This is a genomic window from Leptolyngbya sp. Heron Island J, from assembly GCF_000482245.1.
Classification (GTDB): domain Bacteria; phylum Cyanobacteriota; class Cyanobacteriia; order Phormidesmidales; family Phormidesmidaceae; genus Leptothoe.
This window is the reverse complement of sequence record NZ_AWNH01000010.1, coordinates 9,261-34,990: the sequence shown is the minus strand read 5'-3', so window position 1 is coordinate 34,990 and position 25,730 is coordinate 9,261. Positions and strand designations below refer to the sequence as shown.

The window sequence follows — 25,730 nt, the reverse complement described above, 5'->3', positions numbered from 1 at the left end:
AGGGGTTGGCTACCTGTGGTTGTTGTGGGCGACGTATGAAAGTTTGTTATAAGCCAGGTGTACGGCATGCCTGTGAAGGGTTATCAAAAACATTTGGCGAACCCATGTGTGCTCATCTAGATGGACCTCCGGTTGAAACGTTTGTGGTTCAGGCTTTTTTTGAAGCCATTGCACCGGCACAACTGGATGCTTTAGACAACGTTATTAGCCAACAAAATCAAGAACATAGTCGGTTAGAACACTATCATCAACAACAGATTCAACGAGCTCAATACGACGTTGATTTAGCCAGACGACGTTATGAACAAGTTGACCCCGATAATCGATTAGTGGCTGCAGCTCTAGAACAACAATGGGAAACTCAATTGCAAGCGTTGCAAACAGCCCAAGAAGCCGCCCATCGATTTACTCAAAAAACTGTTGTCAATCAAATTCCATCACAGATTAGACAACAATTTTCTGATCTTAATCAGCACTTGCCACAGATCTGGTCTAGTGAACAATTGACCAGTGAACAGCGTAAACAACTGCTCCGTTCTCTCATTGCTCGTGTCATTTTGAAACGAATTGCGCCAGATCAAGTCCACGTCAAAATTGTCTGGGCCAGTGGTCATTTTTCGGAAGGCGTTGTGACTCCACCCATTTGGTGTCAGGCCGATGCCACGCAATATGATGCCATTTTAAAACTGACTGAACGCCTATGGCGGCAGGGCCAAACTGATCTACAAATTGCCCAAGCCCTGAATCAAGCTGGGTTCCGCACAGCACGTAACCTACAGTTCAAAGCCTCCAGTGTTATGAAGATTCGCCGTCAACAGCAATGGCCGAGCCAAGTATCACAGCATAAAGGAGCAGAAAAAATGGATGGTATGTGGACCGTTCAAGGGTTAGCCACCCATCTGGGGGTCCCGATTTTCTGGATCTACAATCGTATACAGAATGGCTTTTTAAGCTCCGATGATGTGGTTCGACGGCCTGCAGGGTTCTACCTTATCGTCGATGATGCCGCACTCATCACACGCTTACGTCAGGCTGTAAAGCCGTCGCGCTCCACTCCACAATCCAATTCTTAGGAAGACATAGTTATGGTTGAGCTAAGACTCATCTTGCAGCGGCTGTTGCCTATGCCATCATTGATCTCGGGGCTCGCGCCAAGTTCTGCTCGGCCACTGCGCTCGTTCAGCAACTCCAACAGGCCAAGCTTCACTTACAGTTACCTGCTCTTCTCAAAAAGCTCAACCGCTACGATCTCCTGGTCATCGATGATCTTGGCTATGTCAAAAAGTCTGAAGCTGAAACCTCCGTGCTCTTTGAGTTGATTGCTCACCGCTACGAACACAAAAGTCTTCTGGTCACGGCCAATCAGCCCTGCAGCCAGTGGCACCATATCTTCACCGATGACATGATGACCGTGGCTGCCGTTGATCGGCTGGTGCATCATGCCCTCATTGTTGAGATCAAAGCCCATAGCTACCGTAAACAAGCGGCTGCCAATAAGCAGAATAAGAACAACGCTGATGCTAGCCAACAACGACCGCCGTAATTTAACGATCCTAGCTGTCGTCTTAATCTCATTTGCCAGCGTTATCTAAACGTTCTCATATTCACGACTACGCACGTCTATATAGCTGTCGCAACACGCTTTGTACTTGACGTTTGATACTTACTGGGCTTTTTGTGTGCCATTGCTGCTGATGTGTTGCGATTGACCTACTTAAAACGCACTCAACCACAGCTGCCTGCTGAGACTGTTCTCTCACCAGTTCAAATTCAGGTCCTCAAAGCAAAGGCGACTCGTTTACCCAAGACCTTGACGGTCCAGTGGGCGGTTGAATCGATTGCTCGCTTGGGAGGCTATTTAGAACATCGACGGAAAACGCCTATCGGGATTCAAGTCCTTTGGAAAGGATGGGCAAAGTTACAGGACTTGGTTGAAGGATGGCAACTAGCAAACCCGACTTAGTAGGAAAAGTCAGCCTTTTCTATAGGTTGAAAGTTTCCAAATGGACAAGCCTTATTCATTTTGTCCATTTTAGAGCTGCTAATCATGTCGTTTAGGCAGTGACTTCCGCCATGTCTTGTTTTTGCCAGAAGACATAGCGTTTGAAATTGTAGGCCAAGTTTCTGAGGCCGAGCATGGTTTCGGCTCTCACCACCCCAATGGTCCGAATAACTTTGCCTCCCATCTCATTGACCGTTGCGCCAAACACATGTTCAACCTTGGCACGCGTTTTTGAACGCTCACGATTATCGGCTATCTGCATCTCACTCAGAGGACGATTGCGATAGGCACGTTCGTTGATATGACTTTCAAAGCCCATCATCTCTAACACCGTGACAATGGCTATCGAGAGATAGGCACTATCGGCCCAAAGCTCATCATCGGCATTGTCTGCATCCAGCAGCTGACCCAAGACTTGAGAATCATGAACCGAGGCCTCGGTGACCGTGTAACGACGAATAAACCCATGCCCCGCATCTCGATTGATATGGTTTTTATAGCCATAATGAGATGTCCCATTCTTTTGGGTCCAACGGGCATCGACATCCTTTTGCGATAGCTTATGCGGCTTATCGTGCCAAGCGTCCGGCACCTGGCCTGCTTTGATGGTGGCAGTATCCTCGCGAGTGTTCCGTTGTTTAGGAACCGGAACTAACGTCGCATCCACAATTTGCCCACACTGGGCTTGGTAGCCTGTCGCGTTCAGGTATGCCCCAAACTGCTCAAACAATGGCTCCACTAGCTCAGCCTTGCGTAAGCGTTCTCGGAACGACCACATTGTTTTAGCATCTGGGACCGAGTCTTCAAGTCCCAGGTGAAGAAACCGCATAAAGGATAGTCGGTCATTCACTTGGTATTCCAGCTCATCATCGCTAATATTGTAGAGCTGTTGCCGGATTAACAGCTTGAACATAACGATGACATCGATTGGGGGACGACCCGCTTTACGGTTACGGGGCTTGGCATACACGCTTCCTAACATCGGTCGAAACTCATCCCATGGAATCATCTCGTCCAGGCAAGTCAACAGATCCTTTTGGGACTCCAGTTTTTGGTGACAGGTCTCAAAATCCCAAAATCCTTGTTGTCCCATGAGATATCTCCCTGCCAACTCGAATCCGTAACCACGATCTCATATTGAGACTCTATTTTTGAATTAATCGAGGTGTCCTATAATAAAAACCTACTCTTTGGGTAATAGAACGACACTTAAGTAAGTCAACTACACTTTTATTTTTTTAAGCAGAGTGGTAACCATACTCTGCGACTAAAAACTGAGAGATAAAAACAAATGTACTAAATTCAAGCCTGGTTTTGTCTGTTTGTTAGTACTTTTTGGGCTACTTTCAAAATCGATGCTTGAAACAATTGCTGGTAAAGAATTTCAGCCTATGACATGTTTTCGTCAGGATCCATGCTATACCCCCATATCAACAAATCCATTCCAAGGTAGTGGTGATTCAACATAATACTGACGCCAACTGCTTATCAAACCATTAAGTACTGTCATGCTTGCTACACCATGAATTTGATAGCTAGAATTGAGTTGGAAAGTAAATTCACCAAATCCGAGCTGTTTTTCTTCATCAAAAACAAGATTATGCCAGCTCATATTCATATCTACTGAACTGCTATCGTCTCCTCCGGAATACTGATAAATCGCTTCACGTCCTGAGAATTTTAAGTTGTCAACTGTTTCGAAAAAAACAACATCTTCAGAAAAAGCAGAGGCAGCTTTCTTAGCATTGCCTTCGCTCCAACCAGCAGAAATCTTGTCGGCTAACTGCCGAAACTCTACTGTGCTTATTTTTTGCACAGATGAGCTAGCATACATATCACCTAAGTCATAGCCCAGCAGGGGAGTTGAGAACAGAACTATAACGCTGAGTATAAGAGGAAAAAAGCAGTTGTATTTCATGTTAAAAGGAATAGTAAGTGCGTAGTTCGATCAGAGTCTCTGAGTCAGATATGGACCCTTAAACAGACTATTCAGCAGGACTTCAATGATTTAGCAAGGTCTAATTAAGAGCGCTACTCTGATCGAACCCAGGTTGAACCATGTCAGGATATGCAGGAGCGGCTGGGTGATCGTACACAAACATCCGTCATATTTTTGATAATAGTCAGACCTGCATTGTCCGATACTGTCATAATTGACTCAGGATGGAATTGTACGGCTTTGATTGGCAGCGTTTTATGTTCTATTGCCATCACAACATTATCTGCTGAGCGTGCCGTTATTTTAAGCGATACAGGCATCTGATTAGGTACCGCATAGAGAGAGTGGTATCGACCAGCTTCAAAAGTATGAGGTAATCCCTTAAAGAGATCAGAGCTTAAATCCACGGAGATTAGAGAAGATTTACCGTGACAAGGATTCTCTAAAATGTCTAGCTCACCACCAAAGGCTTCAACGATACCCTGAAGCCCTAGACATACGCCGAACAATGGAATAGAGCGCCGCACACAGTATTCTACTGCTCGTTCAACTTGAAAATCATGTGGACGGCCCGGTCCTGGAGATAGAACGACTAATTCTGGCTTGTATACGTTAAAGTATGATTCTGGGAATCCATGCCGAATCGTTGTCACACTAGCACCCGTCTGCCGGAAATAGTTCGCTAGGGTATGAATAAAAGAGTCCTCATGATCAATTAATAACACTTTTAGGGCTTTTGTGTTTGACATTAGTTGCGCTGGTTGTGACTGCGACTGTATCAGTTTTACAGACTGTGTATCCAGCCTATCTTCAGAGGATTCTAGCGCTTGTATTATTCCTGCTGCTTTCAGCATAGTTTCCTGTTCTTCTAGCTGAGGGATAGAATCATAGAGCAGTGTCGCACCGACACGCACCTCAGCAATCTCATCTTGTAAGTAGACAGTCCGTAAAACCAATCCGGTATTCAAATCACCGTTGAATTTAAAGTAGCCGATTGCTCCACCATACCACCGACGAGGACTACGCTCGTGCTTCTCAATAAATTGAATAGCAGCCTTTTTTGGAGCACCTGTCACCGTGACAGCCCAAGTATGAGAGAGGAACGCATCAATAGCATCTAAGTCTGGCTTCAAAACACCTTCAACATGGTCAACGGTGTGAATAACATGGCTGTAAAATTCTATTTGGCGACGTCCAATAACTTTCACAGAACCAGGTTCACAAACACGCGATTTGTCGTTTCGATCAACGTCCGTGCACATCGTTAATTCGGCCTCATCCTTTGCAGAATTGAGTAATTGACGTACTTGAACAGCATCTTCAATCGCATTCCTTCCTCGCTTTACAGTTCCACTGATTGGACAAGTCTCTACTCGCCTACCTTCTACCCTAACAAACATTTCAGGAGAGGAGCCCACGAGATATTCTCCACCTAAATTGAAAATGAAACTATAAGGGCTCGGATTGATGCTTTGAAGTTTTTGAAATAAGGTAGATGGACGAGCTGAGTAGCGTTGGAAGAAGCATTGACTCAGCACAAACTCAAATGCATCACCTCGCCGAAAGCATTCGAGTGCCTTTTCTACATGGTTTACGTATTCTCCTGGTGCATGATCACATCTGTGAGAGAGCTGTTTTCGTTTTCCTTTAAAGGAAATTATTTCACCAGAACGAGGTAGCCCGATGGTGTTGCCATAATTTGTTTTAAACTCGTACTGTAACTTAAATGCTCTCTGTGCGCAGTTATCTACGATAACAAGTTCATCTGGCAGATATAAAACTAAATCTCGCTGATTATCAGGACGAACCTGATCTTTCTCAATCGGTTCGAATTGAAAAATCAAATCATAGCCTAGAGTCCCATACAGTCCTAAATGTTCATCTTCTAGGCTGAAGAAGGTATTCATTATGTCTCGAATTGCCGTAAAGATGGAGGGCTGGCGACTACGAGCTTCTTCTTCAAAGAACGTATGGCGGCTACTAACCTGACAAACAAACTTATCTTTGGTAGAGTTCACAGTCTTGAGCTCTGATATTAGTTCTAAATAGTGCGCTAGACAAGGTACAAGAACTACTCCTCTCCCATTAAGGGCAGAAACTGAAATCGTATTTTCTTTTGTACTAATCATCAGAGGTGGGTTGACAAAACCTATCGCCCATCGACTATACCGACCAGGATACTCATAGCTGCTTTTGAGTAATCCCCCTCGTTGATTGTCTATTCTTGATATAACGCTGTCTAGCGCTCTGTCTATAGATAGTTCAACAGTAGATCGATGTATCTGGATTCCTTTATCGGTAACGTAATTGAGCTCATCCTTTTTCATTGAAAGACCCCCACGAACAAGAGCTATTTCTCTTTTCTTTATACACGCACACACTCAATTATGCTTGGATAAAAATTGGTTTCAATGATGCTCTTCAACACAAATCCACTAGAGGAAATAAGATTTTTGTATTCATCTTCAGTGCGCTCTTTACCACCAAGCATCACTAGCATATGTAGATCCAAGAAATCACAAAAGAGAGGTTGTTCTTCAGCCTGGAGAACAACCTCAACGAGCAGCAATCTTCCATTTTCTACCATTGCGTCGTAGCAATTTCTCAGTATCTTAGTACTTCGTTCGTCATTCCAGTTATGAACAATATTTGAGAGAATATATATATCACCTCCTTGTGGTACAGACTCGAAAAAGTCTCCGCTAATAAATTCAAGCCTTCCTACTGTTTTATCACCGCTAGTATATTCCTTGGCTGATTCTATAACATTAGGCGTATCAAAGAGAATGCTTTTCAGTTTAGGGTTTCTATCTAAAATGGATGAAGAAAGAATACCATGCCCACTACCAACATCGACTATTGTACTATATCTTGAAAAATCATAAGATTCTGCTACAAAAAAACCTACATTTCGAATGTAGTCCGTCATGGCTTCATTGAATGTTGTAGCTGCGTTATCGTCCTGTTCTAGATGTTTGAAGAAGCTCATGCCCTTGCGATATTTGTAGGCACACTTCCCTGTTCTAATACTATAGACAATATCAGCCCAAGGGTTAAACTGCTCCCTTCCAAGTAAAAGTGCTGTTGTTCTTAAAGAGTTAGGATGGTCAGCCTGAAGGCATGTCCCTACGGATGTTATTTCGAAGCATTCTCTTTTGGTTTCAGTGAATAGTCCTACGCTGGCTAGACTGCGCATTAGTCGATAAAGAGCACCTGAATCAGCTTCGGTTACTGCTGAAATCTCACTAACGTGTTTCGGACCATCCTTGAGGAGATCAGCTATCCCCAGTTCTACCGCTGCATAGACGGATTGGGATACCCAGAATCCAGTTAATGTTGCAAGTAAGTCTTGCATCGAGTTTATATGGCTCGATTGACGCGGAGCCTTTTGTTCAAAAATTTCTGGTTCTGACATAGTTTGTGCTTTGAAAAATAGAAGGAGATGAGCATTTAGGGAGGAAGAGTCATGAAACCTCGCCGCCAACGAGCGACAGCTGGGGATAAGACGATCTATATTGCAGTTCCAGAAGACATCGATTATCCTCACCTCGTCTCCGATAGAAAAGCGTTCCGACGCTATTTAGACCAGATGATTGTGGAGCATCCTGAACTATTTCCAGCCGAGATCAGCTAAGGGGATTGTTTCCACGGTTTTTTAAATTTGGGAAACTGAATATCGTAACCCGTCGGTACTGGTTCCATCTAGTGAAAAAAACGCCTGAAAAGTTTGCGGAGTAAGGCTTTTAGCGTTTTTCTCTCAAAAATGCTAAAATTCCTGCATCATAAGCGTTTTGGCCGAATCATCCCATCAAGCGGCACCAGTACCTAACCCGTCGGCTTCGGTTGAAAAGCAACCGAGAAGCGTAGAATTGTCGATGCTCGCTTAGACATGAGAAATACAAAATCCAGCAGAACTAGAAAAAGTTCCACTTTCTAATCTCTCAACGGCAAAACACAAATCTACTCTTTCATTTGTTCCGATTCTGCTTCTTCTATCTAGTAGCTTCAGCTAACTACGACGTGTTCATCAGTGACGTTAAACATTCATCATGTCGGCTTTTCTAGGGATAACATTGATCTTCAGGCCGTACTTGGGTTGTAGTATGATTGAATACATCTCGGGAACAACATCTTGATTTGGAGCTAGTTCAACTGAAAATCGTTGTAGAATCATAGATAGCATTAAGCGAATTTCTGTCATTGCAAATCTTGCTCCCATGCAGCTTTTCGGGCCTGCTCCGAATGGAAGATAGCTGTAGCGAGGTTGCTTTCGCTCATGCATAGAATCAAAACGTTCTGGCACAAACGAATAAGGCTTCTCCCAATTTTCGGCATCTGCGTGAAGTGTGGATATAGGAATTACAAGAGTAGCACCGTTGGGAATGAAGTATTTTTCTCTCTGAATATCGAAATCAATCTTTCTAAGTGCTTCAGGCACAGGAGGATACATTCTCAGTCCCTCTTTAACTACACAAGTGAGATAGCTCATGCTCGCTAAATCTTCAAGCTGTGGAGGTCTGCCAGCTAGTATGCAGTCGATCTCTCTCTGAGCTTTTCTCTGAGCATCAGTATGTGTCGCAAGCAAGTAAAGAATCCATGTTAGAGAGGCAGCAGAAGTATCGAACCCAGCAAACACAAAAGTCACAATTGTCGCACGCGCTTGCTCATCTGAAAAGAGAAGTTCTCTGTTTTCATCTTTTTCATTGAGAAGCAATGATAATAAATCTTTTCTTTTCGAAGTCTTAGAGGAACATCTACGCTGTTTGATCAACTCTTCTGCGCAGCTGTGAAGCTTTCTGATCTTTTGTTTCCACCGCCAATAACGATAATCCCAAACAGCAGGAATTATTTCTTGAGATCTAGGGTGAGCTTCTCTCATTACCTCTACAAACAGACTTCTAAAAGACCGTCCTAAACTTGTACTGATAAATTCTTGGCCAAATAGCGTAACGCCGATGATGTCAAAGGTTGTGTCTCTTAGTACATCTTCAGCTCGAATGCCATGAGGAGAAATTGCCCAATTATCTAACATCTTCTCCATACGACCTCGACCAACTAAGCATAGATAATCAAGAGATTTTCCTACTAGCAAGGGCATGATCGTTGTTCTAATCTCTCGCAATTCTTCGTGACACTTAAATGTAGGACTTTCTTTACCTAGCCATCCCAGTTCTTTTCTCGCTGTTTCAGGACGCTGGTGTAGAAGAGGAACTGTCTCTGCAAGAATCTCCTGGTCGTTGATTGATACTATTAAGTTGGTTGGCCCCATCCAGAATCTGAATATTTTTCCGTATTGCTTATGCATGCTCGGCAGATAATCAAAGAAACCCGCGTATTGTTTGATTTCTCTGAGGTTTCCGAACCACATATCTGATGGTGGGCCTGGTAATTGATTGCCAACATATTTCCATCTAACAAATGAATATAACCTGAACCCTAAGCAACCAGCAGCTAGGAGAAATAAAAATTCCATAGGAATCCAGGAAATAAACCGTGTCGAGAACGCAGTTATTGATTCGTACATATACCGCTCTTGTAGTCTTCAATTCGTAAAATACTTTCAAATGCTCGCAATACTTGAACGAGCAGGTGCATGTGTCTTTGCATAAGTGTGATATTCGTTGAGCAACTCAGAAAAACCTGAAAATATTTTATCAACTAGGATAAATGCTTTTTCAATCTCTTCATTAGTTAAAGAGATTGAATCCAGTATATTTTCTATATCTGCCGTACCTATAGCATGTCCGGTTTCTACCGATAGATGATGTTTTCCATAGTACCGATAGTCCTCTTCAGTTACGACTTGAAGTTCTTTCGCTACTCTAGTAAGCGCACTAAAGAAGACATTTCCTGTCGCTTCAATCGCTTCTATTATTACCAACACAAAGACAGGCTCTGACTCATAAATAAGGCGCACCATATCGTAGAAATGTTGTCTTGAAGCTTTTGTTTCTGCTCCCCAAAATAACCGTAAAGCATCGTTTATAGTTGATTCAGAATTAAAACCGAGCTTGTCAAAATCTTCTAGGATCCATTCCCAATGCAAAGCATCTTCTCTGGCATGCTGGTTGATCATTCGTTGTATCTCATTATTCTCGGAGCACTCTTTGTATAAGATATGAGAATTGAGCTCCTTGAAATTCATTGCGAAGACAGCAAAGCTAGGGCCAAAATTCAATCTGTCTCTTGGTGGTATTCCTGTATCTCTTAAAAATGAAAATAACGGGAGACGAGAGAAGTTATGCTGCTTAGCTTGTATGAATGCTAGAATTTCCTTCATTGTAAAACCTGAGAAACGTCAACAATAGCGATGGAATCTTATAGGTTTCTAGAAAACCTATAAATTGAACGAATGGTTGCTAAATTTGAGAGAGCGACCCTATATACCTTGGAACAAAGGGTCTTATCGGATAAGAGCTCCTATCTGGCCGTCCGAATATCTAATAAAAAGAAACTGTCTATTGACTTCTTGGTTCTATAAACAGCCTCAAACTAGCTCTAGGCTGCAAAGATAGATTCTTCATTTCAGAAATGACATCTTCTTCTTTCTCAAGCCTAAATGAGAATTTCTGTAAAATCATCGCGATAACCCATTGCATTTCAGCAACTGCATATCTTGCTCCAATACAACCTCTTTCTCCAAAGCCGAATGGCAAGTAAGCATAACGATGTTGCTTCTTGATGGCAGAACTATCAAAACGTTCTGGTTTGAAATCCTTTGGGTTTTCCCAAAGGCTCTGGCTTTGATGGAGGGCACAAATGGGAATACAAATACTCGCTCCTTTAGGAATTAGATATCCTCCAACATCTATATCTGTATGAGCTCGTCTCATTGTAGAAGATACGGGTGTGTTCATACGCATAGACTCTTTAATAACCTGACTTAGGTATGTTAGCTTCTGTAAATCCTTGCACTTTGGAGAGCGACGAGCTATGGTGCAGTCAATTTCATTTTGAATGGCTTTTTGTACATCTGGGTTCTTAGCAATAGAATAACAAACCCAGGTAAGAGCACTAGGGGTGGCCTGCAATCCTGAATCAAAAAGAAGGTCAATTAGATAACCCTGAATTTCACTATCTTTAAAGAGTGGTTTTCCATCTTTGTCTTTTTGAGATGCCAACGTGCACAAAAAGTTTTCTTTTAAATATGTGTCATTATTTTTTCGCTCTTTGCGGACGAAATATCTTATTATCTGGTGCATGCGAAAAACACAAATTTTCCATCTCCAGTAATCAAGGTTCCAAATAGGAGGAAATGTCTCTTCTGCCCGGTTTTGTGTTCCCTGGACTATATACGAAAGATATTGGTGGAGTTCTTTGCTAAATTGTTCGAATTGTTCTCCTATTATAGATACTCCTGTTGTCTGAAACATGGATTTGCTCAAATCTTCTTTTATATCGATAGGGCATCGGTTTTCTTGCCAACGACCTAGCATATGGAGTATGTATTTCTCGTTTTCGCATAAATAAGTCAACAAGCTTTCTAATAGTGGCGTTAGCTTAGCGCGCGCGTGCCTTACACTTTCGATATTATCGCTAGAGCGACCAACCCAGAAAACGTTTCCCATCCACTTCATCGGTTTTTGCAATGAATTTGGCGTATAAGGAAGCTTTGAAATCTGTGAGATATGGTCCGGATCACTCAGCGATACACATAGATCCCATGGGCCCATCCAAAACTTAGCTACAGATCCGTAACTTCTATGCAATGCTGGAAGAAAATTATTTATTCCACCGCTTTTCTCAATATCTCTAAGATTTCCTGACCATATATGGGGCTTGTTGAGTCCAGGAATACTTTCGCTCTTCTTTCGCTGACGAAAGTATTCCTTAACACTATTTGGGAAACTGACAAAATTATCTAATGCACTCTCGCTTTCAGAATTAGAAGGTGTAATTTCTGTTCTATCTAAGATACGCATAGCTTTCAGATGTCGAATCTATTCCCATTATCTACAGAATGAGAATTATTTCTTGCAGGATTTTCCTATACTCTTTCAAGTTCTTACTGTCTGATATAAAATGTCTTCAGCCCAGTAGTAATGACTTGACTGAGACTTGCTCCATTGGCAAAATGCGGTAGGCGAATGTTCTCATACTCTTCTTCTAATCCTTTGAAGGCCAGGTTTCCTTGACTCGGAATCTCACTAGGAATATGCTCAACCAGAATGGTACAGTCCAGCAGATATCTGTCGTGGAACTTGCCGTCGTGCGTCGGAGTAAGCACTAGAGCACCCTTGTCTGGGCCACAGGCACCTATCTGCTTACGGGTGTTGTGCTTCTTCTTCCCTGAGTAGGTTCGGTGTTGCCGTTCTTTATTTTAGGGTCGCTGAATTGAACGCTCTACGCCGTCTATGATAACACTTTCTGCCTCAGGAAAGCGTTCTATGAACTCAGCCATACTTTTAATTCGACGCTCGGGCAGTACCATTTCTTTGCCAAGCGCAGTTTCTAGTATCGGCTGTAGCTTGTGTAGCCAGCGATTGGACTGAGAGCGGTCAACATCGGACAGCAATCCAACCAAATCAAAGGTGGGATAACTTTGATGTAGAAAAGCACGAAGAACAACTTCTCTGGCGTGCGTTTGAGGGTAGGTTGTCTGCCGCCACCAACCGCTCGTCTTCGGGTCTTCGGACCGGGTGCGCTTCCTCGTAAGCAGCGCTGAAGCTTAGCAGCAACTGCTCGAAAGCAGCCCGATTAGAGCTAGTCAAGACGCACATCACACGGCCATTATTGAGCGCTCGTTTGATGTCTAGCATAGGGATGTTGTACTTAACTGAAAAGCGGCAGCCTTGCTATTTTAACTGCTGATTTCGCAACAGGTCTAGACTCTATAGCAGGAAGATTATGATCGTAGAAACTTGTTAGTAAAAAGGAAAAAGCTGAAAGATTTTGGAGTGATATCGTTCAATAATTTATGTAGTTGAAGATTATTTGACTGTTTCGTTTTAAATACAATCTTAAGTAATGGAGAGATTACTAATGATAGATCTTGATATTCAGACTGCCGGTTCTACTATTGGCTTAGATGAGAGCCTTCATAAATATCTGCTGTCTATCTGTCCACAGGAGCACGCAGCTTTGTTCAATCTACGGCAAGAAACAGCTAAGCACTCCATGGGTGTAATGCAAATTGCACGCGAACAGGGTCATTTTATGGCACTTCTAGTACAGCTAATGAAAGCAAAGAGAACATTAGACATAGGTGTGTTCACAGGCTACAGTTCGCTCTGTGTAGCGTTAGCCTTACCCCCGGACGGAGAGATTGTGGCTTGTGATGTAAGTGAAGAAGATACTTTAGTCGCTCAGAAATACTGGCAACAGGCAGGCGTTATCGATAAAATCGATTTGCGGCTAGCTCCAGCAATAAAGACTCTCAATCAGTTACTAGCATCTGGGCAGAAGGGAACTTTCGATTTTGCGTTTATAGATGCAGACAAAGAAAACTATGCGGAATATTACGAGCTATGTTTGCAGCTAGTCCGCTCAGGTGGAATTATAATGATCGATAATACTCTATGGCTGGGTAAAGTTGTTGATTCATCTATTCAAGATCAGGAGACTAGAGCTATTAGAGATCTTAATAAAAAGTTGCAAGACGATAAGCGAATAGTGCTGTCCCAACTACCCATCGCTGACGGCGTTAGCTTAGCGCTCAAGAGAATTTAGAGATTTTCTGAACTTTTTATCATATATCATTCGTAAGCACAACGGAAAGGTGAAGAGCTTGAGTTATTTTGTAGAAAAGTGTTGGTATAAGACATAGTATGCTTCAGTCCAAAGTTTCCATATCTACAGATAGCCATCGCCTCTTTAGTCACGCGATTGTGATTGGTGGTGGTATTGCAGGTCTTCTATCAGCTCAGATATTGACCAAGTATTTTGACAAAGTAACTATTGTTGAGCGTGATATTCTTGTCTCAGAACCTTACCATAGGCGAGGTGTGCCGCAGTCACACCATGTACACGTGCTTCTCAAGCGTGGTCAACAGATTTTAGAACAAGTCTTTCCTGGTATCGAAGCCGATTTGCTTAAGGCAAATGTTCCTGTCATTGACTGGACTGCGGACGTGCAGTGGCTAGGAACGGGTGGTTGCGCACCTCAATTTACGTCCGGGCTGACTACATTAGCGTGCAGCAGAAATTTATTGGAATTAATTATCCGCCGTAGATTAGCAGCTAATGATTCTATAGTCTTTATGCCGTCAGCAAGTGTCGTCGGACTACTCATGGATGTCAATAAGACCAATGTTGATGGCGTACGAGTTCAACTTCATAATAAGTCTCAAATAAGTCTACATAGTGATTTTATAGTTGATGCAAGCGGACGAAATTCCTCTGCGCCAAAGTGGCTAGCAGAGTTCGGCTATCCAGTGCCGCAAGAAACAATTGTGGACTCTTTTTCTGGTTATGCTAGTCGTTGGTATGAACGCCCAGACTCCTTAAGTTCTGAGTGGAAGTGTTTATACGTGGATGCAAAGTCCCCTAGTACTAGAAGTGCGGTCATTTATCCAGCAGAAAATGATCGTTGGATTGTTACTCTAGCTGGTGCTGGCCGAGATTATCCGCCTACCGAGGAGTCTGAGTTTCTCTCGTTTGCTAGAGGTTTACATTCGTCGGTCCTATCTAAAGCCATTAAAGAGGCGAAGCCTGTTTCTAGTATCTGTGCCTATAGAGGAATGGCGAATCGATTGCGCCACTACGAGAAGTGCTCTAGATTTCCAGGTCACTTCGTGATTGTGGGTGATGCTGTTTGCTCCTTTAATCCGGTCTATGGACAGGGCATGACAGTAGCTGCCTCCGCTGCCTTAATCTTAGACTATTGTTTGAAACACCGCTCGTCAAAGCAACATAACCAGATTTTAGCTGGCTTATCTCAGGACTTCCAGAAAAAGCTTAGCAGAGAAATTTCAAAATCTTGGTATATGACGACAGGAGAAGATTTTCGCTGGCCTGAGACAAAAGGTAAAACGCCAACCTTAGCGACTCAGTTTACTCAGTTGTATATGGAACGAGTGTTATCGCTCAGTGTTGAAAGTGAATATGCACATCAGTGTTTTCTAGAAGTAATGCACCGAGTGAAGCCTTTTAGCACGCTGTTTCACCCTAGAATAAGCACTCAAGTGTTGAAACAAACCATAACTCAACAGAAGAAAAAATAGTTATCTCTTTTAGTGATTTGTATCCAAAGTTTTTTAGAGGGAAGACTTCTCTAAAATGCTACTAGTTCTATATATGAGGTATTTAGCATGCAAACTCAGGAATTAATTATGTCAAGTTCTTCTCAAAAACTTGAAGAATCAGTAGCAACAGATATGATTCATAAAATTACAGGGGCTTGGGTGTCTCAAGCTATCTACGTCGCGGCCCATTTAGGAATTTCTGATCTTCTAATAGAGGGCGAGAAACACGTTGACGAGCTATCAAAATTAACAGGTGCCAAAGCATCTAGATTATATCGATTACTCCGTGCGCTTGCTAGTGTTGATATTTTTACTGAAGTTGAGCCAAGAAAATTTTCATTAAACGAGCACGCTGAGTATCTCAGGAGTGACAGCACTCACTCTTTGCGCTCTCTATCAATGGCCATAGGCGATGAGTGGAGCTGGCAGTCATGGGGAAAGATGTTCGACATCATCCAAACTGATAAACTACCGTTAGAAGATCTATACCAGGCTGAGAATGCCTATGCCTATTTTGCGGAAAATCCTGAGTCTAATAAGATATTCAGCAACGCTATGACTGATTTTACAAGAAACACAATTGTTCCTGTGGTTCTTGAGACCTATGATTTTTCTGATGTCGAAACGCTCGTTGATATAGGAGGTAGCTATGGTGCTCTTATTACTCCAATACTCATTGAGAATTCGCAAATTCAGGGTATACTTTTCGACTTGCCTCAAGTAGTCAATGATGCTGGAACCTTGATGGAAGAAGCGGGTATTACAAATCGCTGTGAGATAGTGAGTGGAGACTTTTTTATCTCTGTCCCCACTAATGGAGACGCGTATATACTGTCACAAATCCTACATAATTTCAACGACGAGTCTTGCATTCGAATCCTCAAGAATATTCGTCGAAGCATGAAAGAAGACGGTAAATTGTTGGTGATTCAAGCAGTTATTCCTGAAGGAAATGAACCTTGCTTCAATAAGCTTCTAGATTTAGAATTGATGATTATAGATACTGGTGCTAAAGAGCGTACTGAAAATGAATATAGGGAAATCTTCCAATCGGCTGGCTTTCATCTAACAGAGATTCTCTCACCTTCTGGCCCTGTGAGTATACTTGAGGGAACTTGCTCATAGGCTATAAGTGTGTTTCAATTAAATAGAGAGAAAGCTTGTGCGTCTTTCTTACCCCGCGATAATATTCTCACCACCTTTGAAGACCATCTGATTAAGCCAACCAAACCCGGCGATGCGGTCTTATTTCGGTTTTCTGGCCACGGCTCCACAGGTCATTGACCCAGAACCTGCCGATGATGACGACCTCAATAGCACCTTTGTCCCCGGTGACATCGATGATGAAATCAATACGGTGGATGACATTATGGGGCGCACCTTGTTTTTGTTAATGTCGGCTCTGGATACGGATAATGTTACCGCTGTGTTAGATAGCTGCTATGCCGGGGGCGGCACCCGAGGTAGCCTGCGGATTCGGGCGGCAGATGGAGGAAAGATTTTTCAGCCGAGCGATCGTAAACTCAATTATTTGATTGGTAACAGTTTATAGCGATTAGTTAGGCAACAGTCAGAATACTTGATGTAATACTGTAAAGCTTCTCTGAAAGCTACTTATCACTTGTAACCATCAAATGCGTTTATCCATTGTCAGCGTGCTAGCTCCAATCATATTGTCTGCTGTTGTATTAAGCAAAGATAACCTAATCATCCGTAACAACGATTGAAATGACAGACCTAACTTCAGCAACTATAACGCTGTAACGTTGAAGCTTAGAGCAATTCGCTCAGAATCTGATAGATTTTGCCCAACATGATGAGGAACTTTACTATTGAAAAGGATAAGACGACGATTCCACGGTTCATAGCTAACAACATTATAATTCTCCCTCCGAGAACGCCCTGAATAATATAAGTTGTCTTCCAGGTTTTCGAAAAATATCTTGCCACTCTCAGGCGGTGCCTTAATGTAGTAAACACCGCTAATATAGGCTCCCGGATGGGTGTGCATCCGCTCGTAATTTCCTGGAGAGGAGATACTAACCCATGAATCACTAATCATCCATTGCTTATCCGATCGCGTCTCGATTTGCTCTAGATATAAGACAACTTCATCGCGTAGAGCGTCACGCAATGCGTGAAAGGGCTCGCGCGTTAATAAATTGGCGACAGAACCAAAGGTTGTATATAAGTTCTGCCTGGTCGAGTTGGGAATCTCCTGTCTTAAGGCAAGAGCAACGTCCACCAGCGTATTATTAGCCTTTTCTGAGAGCAAATCATCTCGATAGTAAAACGTCTTGGGAAAGAAGAACTCAAACGGCACACCCTTCCCCCATTTCAAGATCTTGCTTATAGTCCATTCTCCATTCCTCTAAAACATTGACACACCAGGCACAATCCTATGCCCCTTCTCTCTCCAACTCTCGGTTATACAGGTATCCATAGGCTCCTCCTACAGTTGCTACTCCAGCTACACCGCCTATAGTTCCTCCTACCGCTGTTTGTTTAGTGGACAGTGATGCCCATACTCTCAAAGCTGGAGCCTTGATGCGTGCACTAAATGCAGCTCCTCCAACTCCACCGCCTGCGCCTTTAACTGCACCTTTACCCAAACCGCCCAAGATGGAAAAGGCCATGTCACTAGGACTCAAGTCCGTTAAACCCCAAACATTCGATATCGCACCACTGACCCCTGATGCGGTGGCTCCTGCAATAGCACTGGATAGGCCTCCGACAATGGCTGTTCGAGTTGCGTGGCTGATCAATGCTTGGTTTGTCAATGAGGCAGCCCACTGTGATCCGGTTTCGCTAATACCGGTCGCTGCTGTGGCAATAGCCTGACCACCAATTGACAGACCTTGGCCAACACCGCCAGTAATAGCCCCCGCGATCGCTCCAAGTGCAGCTTGCTGTCCGAGAGTTGACCAACTGAAATCCTCATTACTGGTACCTAACGCATAGAAAGCACTGCCGAGGGCAGCACCAGATGCAGCTCCCAGGGTGGCTGATACTGCCACAGCAGCTACAGTTCCAGCTGCACTGGCTACTGTAGCACTTGCACCGAGGCCTGCGGCCCAAGCTGCCACAGCAGGGGATGCGGCTCCTCCTGTGGCTATTGTTGCAACAATTACGCCTACGCCTACAATTGCCATTCCCACACCAAACAATACCCGTGCCCAAGTTGAAATTGAACCTGTTGGGTCAACAAACAGCACAGGGTTATTTGCTGAATAGATATATGGGCTGAAGAACTGTTTCTGAGGATCAACCTCTAAAAAACGACCCAGTTCAGCCGAGTAGAATCGAGCACGATAGTTGTAAAGTCCACACTCCCAATCAAACTCCTGACCTGTAAACAAATACGACATAAACCCTTCTGATGGTTCATCGAAAGCAGAGAGCATACCAAAGGGTAAGTAATCGTATTTTGCTACGATAGTTGCTTTTTGATCTAGAACAACTCGAACTGAGCCCAGGTGATCCTTCAAGATGCCATAGGTCTGATCATCCCTGCGCATCATCATCACACCACTTGGACTGTAGATGTAAACTGTCGGAGCAGTCACTTGACTACTGACATCGGTTGTTAACTCACATAGCGGCATCCCATTAAGGTCTCGGATGTACAGTTTCTTCTCGATCAATTGTGAGTTTTGCCAAACATCTTTCTGAACACGTCCGTTATCATGTCCATAGCGAAACGCCAGAGTTTTGCCTCCACTAACGGCATTGACAATCTGAGTTGTCATCTTTATTCCTGGATCATAGGTAAATGTCAGATCCTGTGCGGATGACAAACCAGACGCTGTCGTCTTGGCTGTTGTGGTATTACCATTTTGATCATAGCTATAACTGGCAAGCACAGAGTCATCAGCTACATCGCAAACGGTCTGGACTCTCTGGGTACCGCTGACATAGTTATACTGTCTTTCCACAGCTCCACGAACAAACAGGTCAAAGTTACCGTTGGCGTCATATTCCACACTCTTCGTAACTCCGAGGGTGTCATGCTCTTGTTTTTGGTTGTCAGCATTTTCGATCGCCCCAAGGTTGTTGTAAGAATACTTATACGCGTCATCCGATGTCCCCGTGAAGGTTGTAGACGCGATCGTACCATCATAATACTGAGCGTCATTAAAACCACCTTCTGTATAGGACAACGTTTCACCAAATAGGGTTTCATTAGCAGAATTCTCTTGCTTAATATTTTTGAGCCAGAGAGGAGAGTTAAAGTCAAATGTTTGCTTGACTAACTCATCACCTAGAAGCATAGTCTCTTCCAGTGGCTGGCCATTGGCTCTATAAGAGAAAGTGGCCATTGGCTGCGAGAAATCTGCCGTTTCAGCGATCGCACTTAATTGTTGTAAGCGATTGCTGCGATAGTAAAGACTAAAACGTTCATCAGCGGATGTGGCAGGATAGATAATTCGGGTGACCATACCGAGATTGTTGTATTCATAGTCTACAGAATGTTGAACGCCACTGTCGAAGTCTTCAGCAATTATAGTTTTAGTCGTCGTATTTCCAAGAATGTCATAGCGGAATTGTTCAATAATATCAGCTTTACCATCGTCGGTATTATTGACTTGTACTTGGGTGATTCGACCAATGGCAAATTTAATAGTTTGTCCCCCATCGTAATCATATTTCTTGCGCCAGGTGAGTGGCGTTGACGGCCAGTCTGGTTGGGTGTCAGCATATTTTTGAAGGGTCTGAGCATCCCACTGCCCCACCAAATAGCCAGTTTCAATCGATCTGTTAAGCACATCATATTTCACATAATTGAAATGGCCAGATTGTGCCCCTTGGGGATCTTGCATGAAGCGTAGATTCCCTGCAGGATCATAGATATAGTAAGTCGTGCCCTGCTTTCCCGATTGGGAAGATATGACTCGCCCGCCATAATCGAATGTTTGTGTATCAACCCAATCAGCTGCAGTAGAATCTGTTGGGGGAGAGAAGTAATTCGGTGAACGCTGTTGCCCAGGGTTACCCGCATCATCAAAAATTGTTTGATTTTCGACATTGTCTTCCTGACCAATAGCAACTCGGGACACTGTTTGATCAAGGCCATTTTGAAGTTCAAAGAACACATCACCGTTCGGGTTGGTGGTCGTATTTTTGAGGAATTTTTCGTCGTCTCCTGTGTATGCAATACTTGTGCTGTGAGCTCCAATACTAAAAAGCTTTCCGGGTGCACCTTGTTCAACCACGCGGGCGAGGGGCGATGGCTCATATCTTTCGCGAGCATAGGGAAAACCCTCATCATCTGGGTAAGCATCGTTCACCAGGCCGGTCATCTGACCAGTAGTCCAGTTGAGACTGGCGAATTGGGTACAGTAAGTCAACAGCGGATTAACATCTGGTGTAATGTAGGCAGACTTGGTTCGAACCGCCGAGCGCCCCATACTATCCCAAATAGTTTGGCTCACCACCATACGATTGTCGGCAAGGGCTTGTAATTGAATCTCATTACCACAGGAATCTTGGAAACTCGTTTCTACCTGTGGAGCCAAGCTAGTGGCTAAGCGCGAAATAGCCACATGATTTCCAAAGAAAAGCTCTGGTGCCGCCTCGGTTAACAGGTTAGGAGCTGCGTAGCTGAATATTGATCGGCCTTCTACTTGAAAGATCACCATGCGATCGGCAACGATCACCGTCCAGTCACCCGCCACACGATGCACGCCGATAGAGTCTCCCTCCTCTAACAATTGATAGCGGAAGCGATCCGTTGCACTTGCCAGCACCCAGCTTTGATTCGCGACATTGCCAGGACTGACCGTTGCATTGGCTGGCAGCGGATAGTTGGCCATATCGAATAGGGTTTGCAGGTTGTCGCTCACAATCCCCTGCTCTAATTCATCTTTGAATGGTTCGGTGGGAATCGTAAACAATGTTGTTGAAACTGAATCAAGCACTGATTCATCTTGACAATCGAGTAGCTCCCAAACCAATGTTTTGGGGTTCCATTGAGCAGCCAGCAGCTGACCGAAGCGAATGCCGAGTGGTTGACTGACAGCCTCAAGCGTCGCAAAACCAACATCGATCATGTAGTCTGAACGATATCGTGTATCTGTAATTGATAAAGTGCCAGAAAGACCAGCTGTTTTTTGGGTAAGATATTCTGCTTCCACCACCCAAACATTAGATTGTGCTTGCCACAACTGTTGCCATTCGGACCCTCGATTGAATGTGTACAGGCTTCCCCCTGCAGCAGCTCGCAGGGTCACGTCTTTGTTAGGATCAGAGAGTACAAATTTGCCCTGATTGCCTGACCGTGAAAAATACTGAGAAGTCAGTTTTGTGACTAGATCTGCACTATTCGTCTCGATTACAGATTGTAGCAATCGACTATGGACCTTACGATCGGATTCACCGTTTGCCCCCAACCCCGCATTTGGCAACCACAGGCGGACATTGTATCCGGTCCCCTCGAATTGACAACTCAATGGTGAGAAGCGAATGTCATCAATCAGAATATCACTAGCGGAATTGAAATTCTCTCCTGAAATCGTAACTCCAGTAGTATCGTCTGGTACGTTGAAAACCTGATAAACGTAGACCCATTGCCCAACAGTATCGGGAAACTCAAGGGTGATAGTTTGTCCACCTGCCACATCTATCTGCCAACAGCTATTGCCTTTATCCTTATCAAAGCCCTCGGGTTTCTTGACCCAGGCAGAGAAGATATAGCTGATGCCTTGACGTGCAGGTAGAAAAGTCTGGGAAATACCGGCGTTGCCGGTCGTCGATGCACTCAGTTTCAAGCTATACGACCCGGTATGGGCATCAACAACGGTATCTTCTGCATTGGGTACAATCTGTGCGCCAGCCCCTAATGCCCAGCCAGTCTCACCTTCATAGCTTTCGAAACCATAATAACTAATCTCATCTCCGGTCAAACTTCCATCTGGGAACTCGGCAACCTTGTAGCGTTCAAACTGGTCATAAAGGAATGACTTAGAAACGCCATTGACATCCCGTTGTTCTTCAATCACACCTTCCGTTTGCGATCGCTGTAGGATTTCAGTAGTTAACAACCATCCTGGACGCTCAGCACCAAACAAAAAATCAAACTCAGGAGGCGAAGACCCTGGTGTGGTCCACGTATATTTTTGATAAGGGGCAAGCTTACAGCTATCACCAGCATTATTTAGACATTGGATACTTGGTGTCTGCTCAGCCCAATTTCGATAAGTTGTTACCTCACTGTTGATGTAATTACGAGTATCTGCATTGTCGTCAATCACACTTTGTGTTTCTTCTACAACAGCTGTATAGATATGTTGATTGAGGAAGGTGGATTTATATGCTGGTACCTGCCAGGCATATTTCGTCTCGGATCGCAGTTTTTTAGCAGTTCCTTCGCTGTCATAATATTGCTGTTCCTGCCATAGCTGCACCCCAGTTGTCTCGTCATATGTACTGGTCGAATCGCTGATCACACCATCGATAACCGCTGTTTGGCGCATTAGGCGAGCATAGCCACCGTAAAGTTTGCTGCTAGCATTAGCATCATTGGTAAACACCTGCCAATAGTTAAGTTGTGACGATACCAAGTTGTTATCGGCATCGAAGTCCTTTTGAGCCAGAAGCATGCCATTGAGCAGATATTGATAGTTGTATACCCACGTCGTAGGATACAGTCCCCGCTGTGGCGACAAGCCATTTGAGAAATAGCGCTCACTACGACCATCAGGTTGTGTAGATGGGGGTGAATCTGATGCTGATTGAATGCCAGGAACTTCGTAAACGAGGGGGTATTGGGTTAGACCAGTTTGGGTATTATAGCCAATTTGAGCATCGCTCGAATTAGCATAAAAGTATGATTGAGAGAAAGACTGAGCAGAGTCATAGGCATCTTCAATCTCAACATAGGCCACTGGATAGTCGTATGCGTAGTCCTGGATATCTCCCTCATCCAGATTTTGCAAATAGAGCTTATCCGCATCACAAAATGATGTAGACGCGTAGCTGATCAGAAATCTTGGACCTGCTAAATTTGTGCCTGGACCGACGCAAGCTTCGTCAGTGGGTACATAGATTCTTTGTGCACCCCCCGGCAGTTCAGTGGGTGTCGATACCTGACCATTTTTAAGAGCGACGAAATAAGTCTTACTACCAGCTGTAGCAGTATCTTGATAGGCAATATAGTTAGGCCCCTGATTTTGAACAGTTTCTTCTGCCCTGAGGTTACTGAGTTCCTGTCTCATTGGGAGCCATTGACCTTCAAAGTTGCGATGGTAGATGGTCTTGCCCACCGTCAGATAGTTGCTGCTAGCAGTTGGATAGCTACCGGTATTCGTAACAGAGGGGAACTGCCACCCCGCTGTTGGAAAGTTAGGGTTAAACGTCAACAGTTGATTCTTTTGCACGGTATTTGCAGTTTCGCACAATAAGGCGAAATCTTCACCAGCTGCTGTCTGAATTGTGGAGCTAGCCGCTGGTTTAGTAAATTCTTGTTGGACCCACTGCACACCGGCATTGTTGCCATATTCTCCAAGTTTACGGAGGTTAGCAATATTATTGTTAACAAACGATCCAGTCGTGAGGGTTCTAAAGACGTTATAGACAGACTTTCCATTATCAATGGGTGACTCAAGATCGACTTGTGCTGGATTCCTAGCGTTAAGAACATCAAACCCTTCATTCCAGTCAAAACTATCAATCCGATAGGAGATTTTACTGCTTTCGTAGAGAGTTACATGGGTAACCGCAACATAGGTCGGATTGGGAGCCACAGCAAACAATAAACGTCCTTCTGATTCCACGACATCAAAAGAACTGACTGTCCACGATTGTGCACGTTGCCAATTATTTTCCAAGTCACGATACAGAATCTGAAACTCAGCTCGTTGTTGATCATGAAAATAGCGAACCACTATGTAGTAATTCTGTAGCGCTGCAATTGTTGCGCCCGTCTCTCCACCTATGTCCGGTCCTATACTCGGCGACGTCCATTGCTGTGTTTTCCAACTGTAGGAAAAGCCTTGAATGGCACTCACAGCGTAATCTTGGTTGTAAGCAATAACAAAATCTGTGCCAGCTGTAACTATAGAAGCTCCTGCATTGGCATTAAGTCTCAATAGAAACGGTTGCTGATTATAAAGCGTCCAACCGCCAAAACCTGTTTTATCACGTTGATAGATATAAATCTCATCTTGTGACGCATTTTGATTTCGCAATGACACAGCAATAAAATCTGTCTGAGTCAGGACTGTTACACTCTTGGGATCGGCTTGAATACCATTCATATTGGGAGCAGTAATATCTGACTCGACCCAGCGACCATCCCAAGACCGAACAAGCACATTGATACCTGCTTTATCTGGCTGACAGAATGTGAATACAACGTAATCGTCACCATGCCAAACACCCGGTGTACTACCTGGTAGAGGGTTAGTAACTGTGACACGTTTTGGGGCGTTAATAAAATTCTTCTTATATTTTATGTGCGCAATCCCCCCTGAGGGGTAAGTAACTGACTTGAGTGCTCCAGGGTTCACCTCGTTCTGTTCAGCATATTCAAACTGCATTCCCGGCAACGACGTTCCATCCGCAGCATACTGATAAACAGACTTGAGGCAGCGTTTCCACAACAGATTATATGCTGGATCACTCGTTACTGCTGTGTTAACAAAATCATAAACACACTTCAATCGATAAAGTTCGAGACCATCGGCATTACTAACATCAACAGAATCTAGAAATAGGGTTTCATACCTATCCTGATACGCATTTGGCTCTGGGAATTGAGCATTTGCAGCTTGGTATTCTAAAATGCCAAGCTGGCTTGGGTTATTAACTCCGTACTTTTCTCCATAGTTGAAGGTAATTGTTCTGCCATAGCTATCAACCAAAGTTTTGACATAAGATGCCTGAGTAAATTTTTGGCCACCAGAACCAACGGATTGCTCGACATTATGATAGGTGTAAGTGACACGGTGTCCCCAGGGTGATTCGATCGATGCCAGGTTCCAAGCCGCACAATATTGTTCCTGCCCGGCAAGTTGATTACTACTACCGATCCAGTTACCCCATTTAACACCGTATTGGATAGCATTACTGTGGCTGCTGCTGCCATATGAGTAAACAAATCCATCTTCTTTAATGATTTGCCAAGTCTCATTGAGAGTATCGTATTGAATATCCCAGAACTCATAATTTCTAGTTTGAAAAGCCCATACAGTGCTACTAATTTGCTGCGTTTTGACCAATGGATTGGCTGATCCGTTAGCAACTAAATAATAGGTATCGGACGTGACAGAGCCGCTGCTTGCTTTATAGACTTCAATATAATTGAGGGGCATATCCCACCCAAGCCCAAGTACACTTGTGGGCGCTTCAGAGTTCCAAGTTGTGACCTGTTTTTTAATAGTGCTGCTGTACATAGCGGAGACCTTGACTTCAAGTCCCTCTCGCCCCGTTAGTGTGAGAAAATCAATCGGCAGTTGAATATTGCCACGAAAGTAGTTAACACTACTCTTAATATCGCCAATAGCCGCCTTGTCAAACTGGAAAGAGCGGATCTCTGGAATCTGAGAGCGGCTTGGACCGGTGGGATTGTTGGCTAAAGACTGGTTGGTCATGGGACAAATTCCTTGGT

At 43.9% G+C, this 25,730-nt stretch carries 17 protein-coding genes and 2 pseudogenes; 8 read left to right on the top strand and 11 right to left on the bottom strand.

Features of this window, described 5'->3' with window-relative positions:
- Positions 1-35 precede the first annotated feature (35 nt).
- The 3 genes and pseudogenes from N836_RS41985 to N836_RS41980 all read left to right on the top strand — a co-directional run.
- Positions 36-1,073, top strand: a complete 1,038-nt coding sequence (locus N836_RS41985; RefSeq protein ID WP_023070536.1) for a hypothetical protein — start codon at positions 36-38, stop codon at positions 1,071-1,073.
- 23 nt (positions 1,074-1,096) lie between these two features.
- Positions 1,097-1,543 (top strand): annotated as a pseudogene (locus N836_RS0136895) (ATP-binding protein); the annotation flags it as partial.
- Between the two features lie 120 nt (positions 1,544-1,663).
- A pseudogene (locus N836_RS41980) lies at positions 1,664-1,963 on the top strand (IS4 family transposase); the annotation flags it as partial.
- A 91-nt stretch (positions 1,964-2,054) separates the two neighbouring features.
- Here the strand turns inward: N836_RS41980 and N836_RS41975 are convergent.
- From N836_RS41975 to N836_RS41960, 4 genes are all read right to left on the bottom strand, one after another.
- Positions 2,055-3,095 carry an IS5 family transposase gene (locus tag N836_RS41975; RefSeq protein ID WP_023070532.1) on the bottom strand — a complete coding sequence of 347 codons (1,041 nt, stop codon included), beginning with the start codon at positions 3,093-3,095 and terminating at the stop codon, positions 2,055-2,057.
- Between the two features lie 324 nt (positions 3,096-3,419).
- On the bottom strand, positions 3,420-3,920 hold the full coding sequence (locus N836_RS41970) for a nuclear transport factor 2 family protein (protein WP_152532033.1): 501 nt from the start codon (positions 3,918-3,920) through the stop codon (positions 3,420-3,422).
- 143 nt (positions 3,921-4,063) lie between these two features.
- Positions 4,064-6,268 (bottom strand): anthranilate synthase component I, encoded by a 2,205-nt coding sequence (locus N836_RS41965; protein WP_023070530.1) that lies wholly within the window; start codon positions 6,266-6,268, stop codon positions 4,064-4,066.
- Between the two features lie 38 nt (positions 6,269-6,306).
- Entirely contained in the window at positions 6,307-7,356 is a 1,050-nt protein-coding gene (locus N836_RS41960) for a methyltransferase (protein ID WP_023070529.1), read from the bottom strand.
- 51 nt (positions 7,357-7,407) lie between these two features.
- Here N836_RS41960 and N836_RS76280 point away from each other — a divergent pair, with 51 nt between their 5' ends.
- A complete protein-coding gene (locus N836_RS76280; protein ID WP_023070528.1) occupies positions 7,408-7,575 on the top strand; it encodes a hypothetical protein in 168 nt (55 codons plus the stop codon).
- A gap of 402 nt (positions 7,576-7,977) precedes the next feature.
- Here the strand turns inward: N836_RS76280 and N836_RS41955 are convergent, their stop codons facing one another.
- The 5 genes from N836_RS41955 to N836_RS72750 form a co-directional block, all read right to left on the bottom strand.
- Positions 7,978-9,414, bottom strand: coding sequence for a cytochrome P450 (locus N836_RS41955; RefSeq protein WP_161634920.1), 1,437 nt, complete (start codon positions 9,412-9,414; stop codon positions 7,978-7,980).
- Between the two features lie 87 nt (positions 9,415-9,501).
- Positions 9,502-10,221 (bottom strand): hypothetical protein, encoded by a 720-nt coding sequence (locus tag N836_RS41950; protein ID WP_023070526.1) that lies wholly within the window; start codon positions 10,219-10,221, stop codon positions 9,502-9,504.
- A gap of 178 nt (positions 10,222-10,399) precedes the next feature.
- Entirely contained in the window at positions 10,400-11,863 is a 1,464-nt protein-coding gene (locus tag N836_RS41945; protein ID WP_023070525.1) for a cytochrome P450, read from the bottom strand.
- 83 nt (positions 11,864-11,946) lie between these two features.
- Positions 11,947-12,168, bottom strand: a complete 222-nt coding sequence (locus N836_RS75565) for a hypothetical protein (RefSeq protein WP_023070524.1) — start codon at positions 12,166-12,168, stop codon at positions 11,947-11,949.
- Positions 12,169-12,261: 93 nt separating this feature from the next.
- Positions 12,262-12,465, bottom strand: coding sequence for a DDE transposase family protein (locus N836_RS72750; RefSeq protein WP_023070523.1), 204 nt, complete (start codon positions 12,463-12,465; stop codon positions 12,262-12,264).
- A gap of 458 nt (positions 12,466-12,923) precedes the next feature.
- Between N836_RS72750 and N836_RS41935 the strand changes: the two genes are divergently transcribed.
- The 4 genes from N836_RS41935 (at position 12,924) to N836_RS41920 (ending at position 16,676) form a co-directional block, all read left to right on the top strand.
- Complete coding sequence (locus tag N836_RS41935) at positions 12,924-13,610, top strand: class I SAM-dependent methyltransferase (RefSeq protein WP_031291425.1); 687 nt, start codon at positions 12,924-12,926, stop codon at positions 13,608-13,610.
- Positions 13,611-13,708: 98 nt separating this feature from the next.
- Positions 13,709-15,103, top strand: a complete 1,395-nt coding sequence (locus N836_RS41930) for an FAD-dependent oxidoreductase (RefSeq protein ID WP_023070521.1) — start codon at positions 13,709-13,711, stop codon at positions 15,101-15,103.
- An 87-nt stretch (positions 15,104-15,190) separates the two neighbouring features.
- On the top strand, positions 15,191-16,249 hold the full coding sequence (locus N836_RS41925; protein WP_023070520.1) for a methyltransferase: 1,059 nt from the start codon (positions 15,191-15,193) through the stop codon (positions 16,247-16,249).
- A gap of 112 nt (positions 16,250-16,361) precedes the next feature.
- Positions 16,362-16,676 (top strand): hypothetical protein, encoded by a 315-nt coding sequence (locus N836_RS41920; protein WP_023070519.1) that lies wholly within the window; start codon positions 16,362-16,364, stop codon positions 16,674-16,676.
- A 198-nt stretch (positions 16,677-16,874) separates the two neighbouring features.
- On the opposite strand, the gene N836_RS41915 is transcribed toward N836_RS41920, so the two are convergent.
- Both N836_RS41915 and N836_RS41910 read right to left on the bottom strand, forming a co-directional pair.
- Positions 16,875-17,465 carry a TIGR02466 family protein gene (locus tag N836_RS41915; RefSeq protein ID WP_023070518.1) on the bottom strand — a complete coding sequence of 197 codons (591 nt, stop codon included), beginning with the start codon at positions 17,463-17,465 and terminating at the stop codon, positions 16,875-16,877.
- Positions 17,466-17,523: 58 nt separating this feature from the next.
- Positions 17,524-25,713 carry an RHS repeat-associated core domain-containing protein gene (locus tag N836_RS41910; RefSeq protein ID WP_023070517.1) on the bottom strand — a complete coding sequence of 2,730 codons (8,190 nt, stop codon included), beginning with the start codon at positions 25,711-25,713 and terminating at the stop codon, positions 17,524-17,526.
- Positions 25,714-25,730: the final 17 nt, after the last annotated feature.

Bases quoted from the DNA above. Each gene is read 5' to 3' on its own strand.
- N836_RS41950 (WP_023070526.1), bottom strand. From the start codon at position 10,221: ATGAAGGAAATTCTAGCATTCATACAAGCTAAGCAGCATAACTTCTCT.
- N836_RS41970 (WP_152532033.1), bottom strand. From the start codon at position 3,920: ATGAAATACAACTGCTTTTTTCCTCTTATACTCAGCGTTATAGTTCTG.
- N836_RS41975 (WP_023070532.1), bottom strand. From the start codon at position 3,095: ATGGGACAACAAGGATTTTGGGATTTTGAGACCTGTCACCAAAAACTG.
- N836_RS41910 (WP_023070517.1), bottom strand. From the start codon at position 25,713: ATGACCAACCAGTCTTTAGCCAACAATCCCACCGGTCCAAGCCGCTCT.
- N836_RS41930 (WP_023070521.1), top strand. From the start codon at position 13,709: ATGCTTCAGTCCAAAGTTTCCATATCTACAGATAGCCATCGCCTCTTT.
- N836_RS41955 (WP_161634920.1), bottom strand. From the start codon at position 9,414: ATGGAATTTTTATTTCTCCTAGCTGCTGGTTGCTTAGGGTTCAGGTTA.
- N836_RS41925 (WP_023070520.1), top strand. From the start codon at position 15,191: ATGCAAACTCAGGAATTAATTATGTCAAGTTCTTCTCAAAAACTTGAA.
- N836_RS41965 (WP_023070530.1), bottom strand. From the start codon at position 6,268: ATGAAAAAGGATGAGCTCAATTACGTTACCGATAAAGGAATCCAGATA.
- N836_RS41935 (WP_031291425.1), top strand. From the start codon at position 12,924: ATGATAGATCTTGATATTCAGACTGCCGGTTCTACTATTGGCTTAGAT.
- N836_RS41985 (WP_023070536.1), top strand. From the start codon at position 36: ATGAAAGTTTGTTATAAGCCAGGTGTACGGCATGCCTGTGAAGGGTTA.
- N836_RS41960 (WP_023070529.1), bottom strand. From the start codon at position 7,356: ATGTCAGAACCAGAAATTTTTGAACAAAAGGCTCCGCGTCAATCGAGC.
- N836_RS41945 (WP_023070525.1), bottom strand. From the start codon at position 11,863: ATGCGTATCTTAGATAGAACAGAAATTACACCTTCTAATTCTGAAAGC.
- N836_RS41920 (WP_023070519.1), top strand. From the start codon at position 16,362: ATGCGGTCTTATTTCGGTTTTCTGGCCACGGCTCCACAGGTCATTGAC.
- N836_RS76280 (WP_023070528.1), top strand. From the start codon at position 7,408: ATGAAACCTCGCCGCCAACGAGCGACAGCTGGGGATAAGACGATCTAT.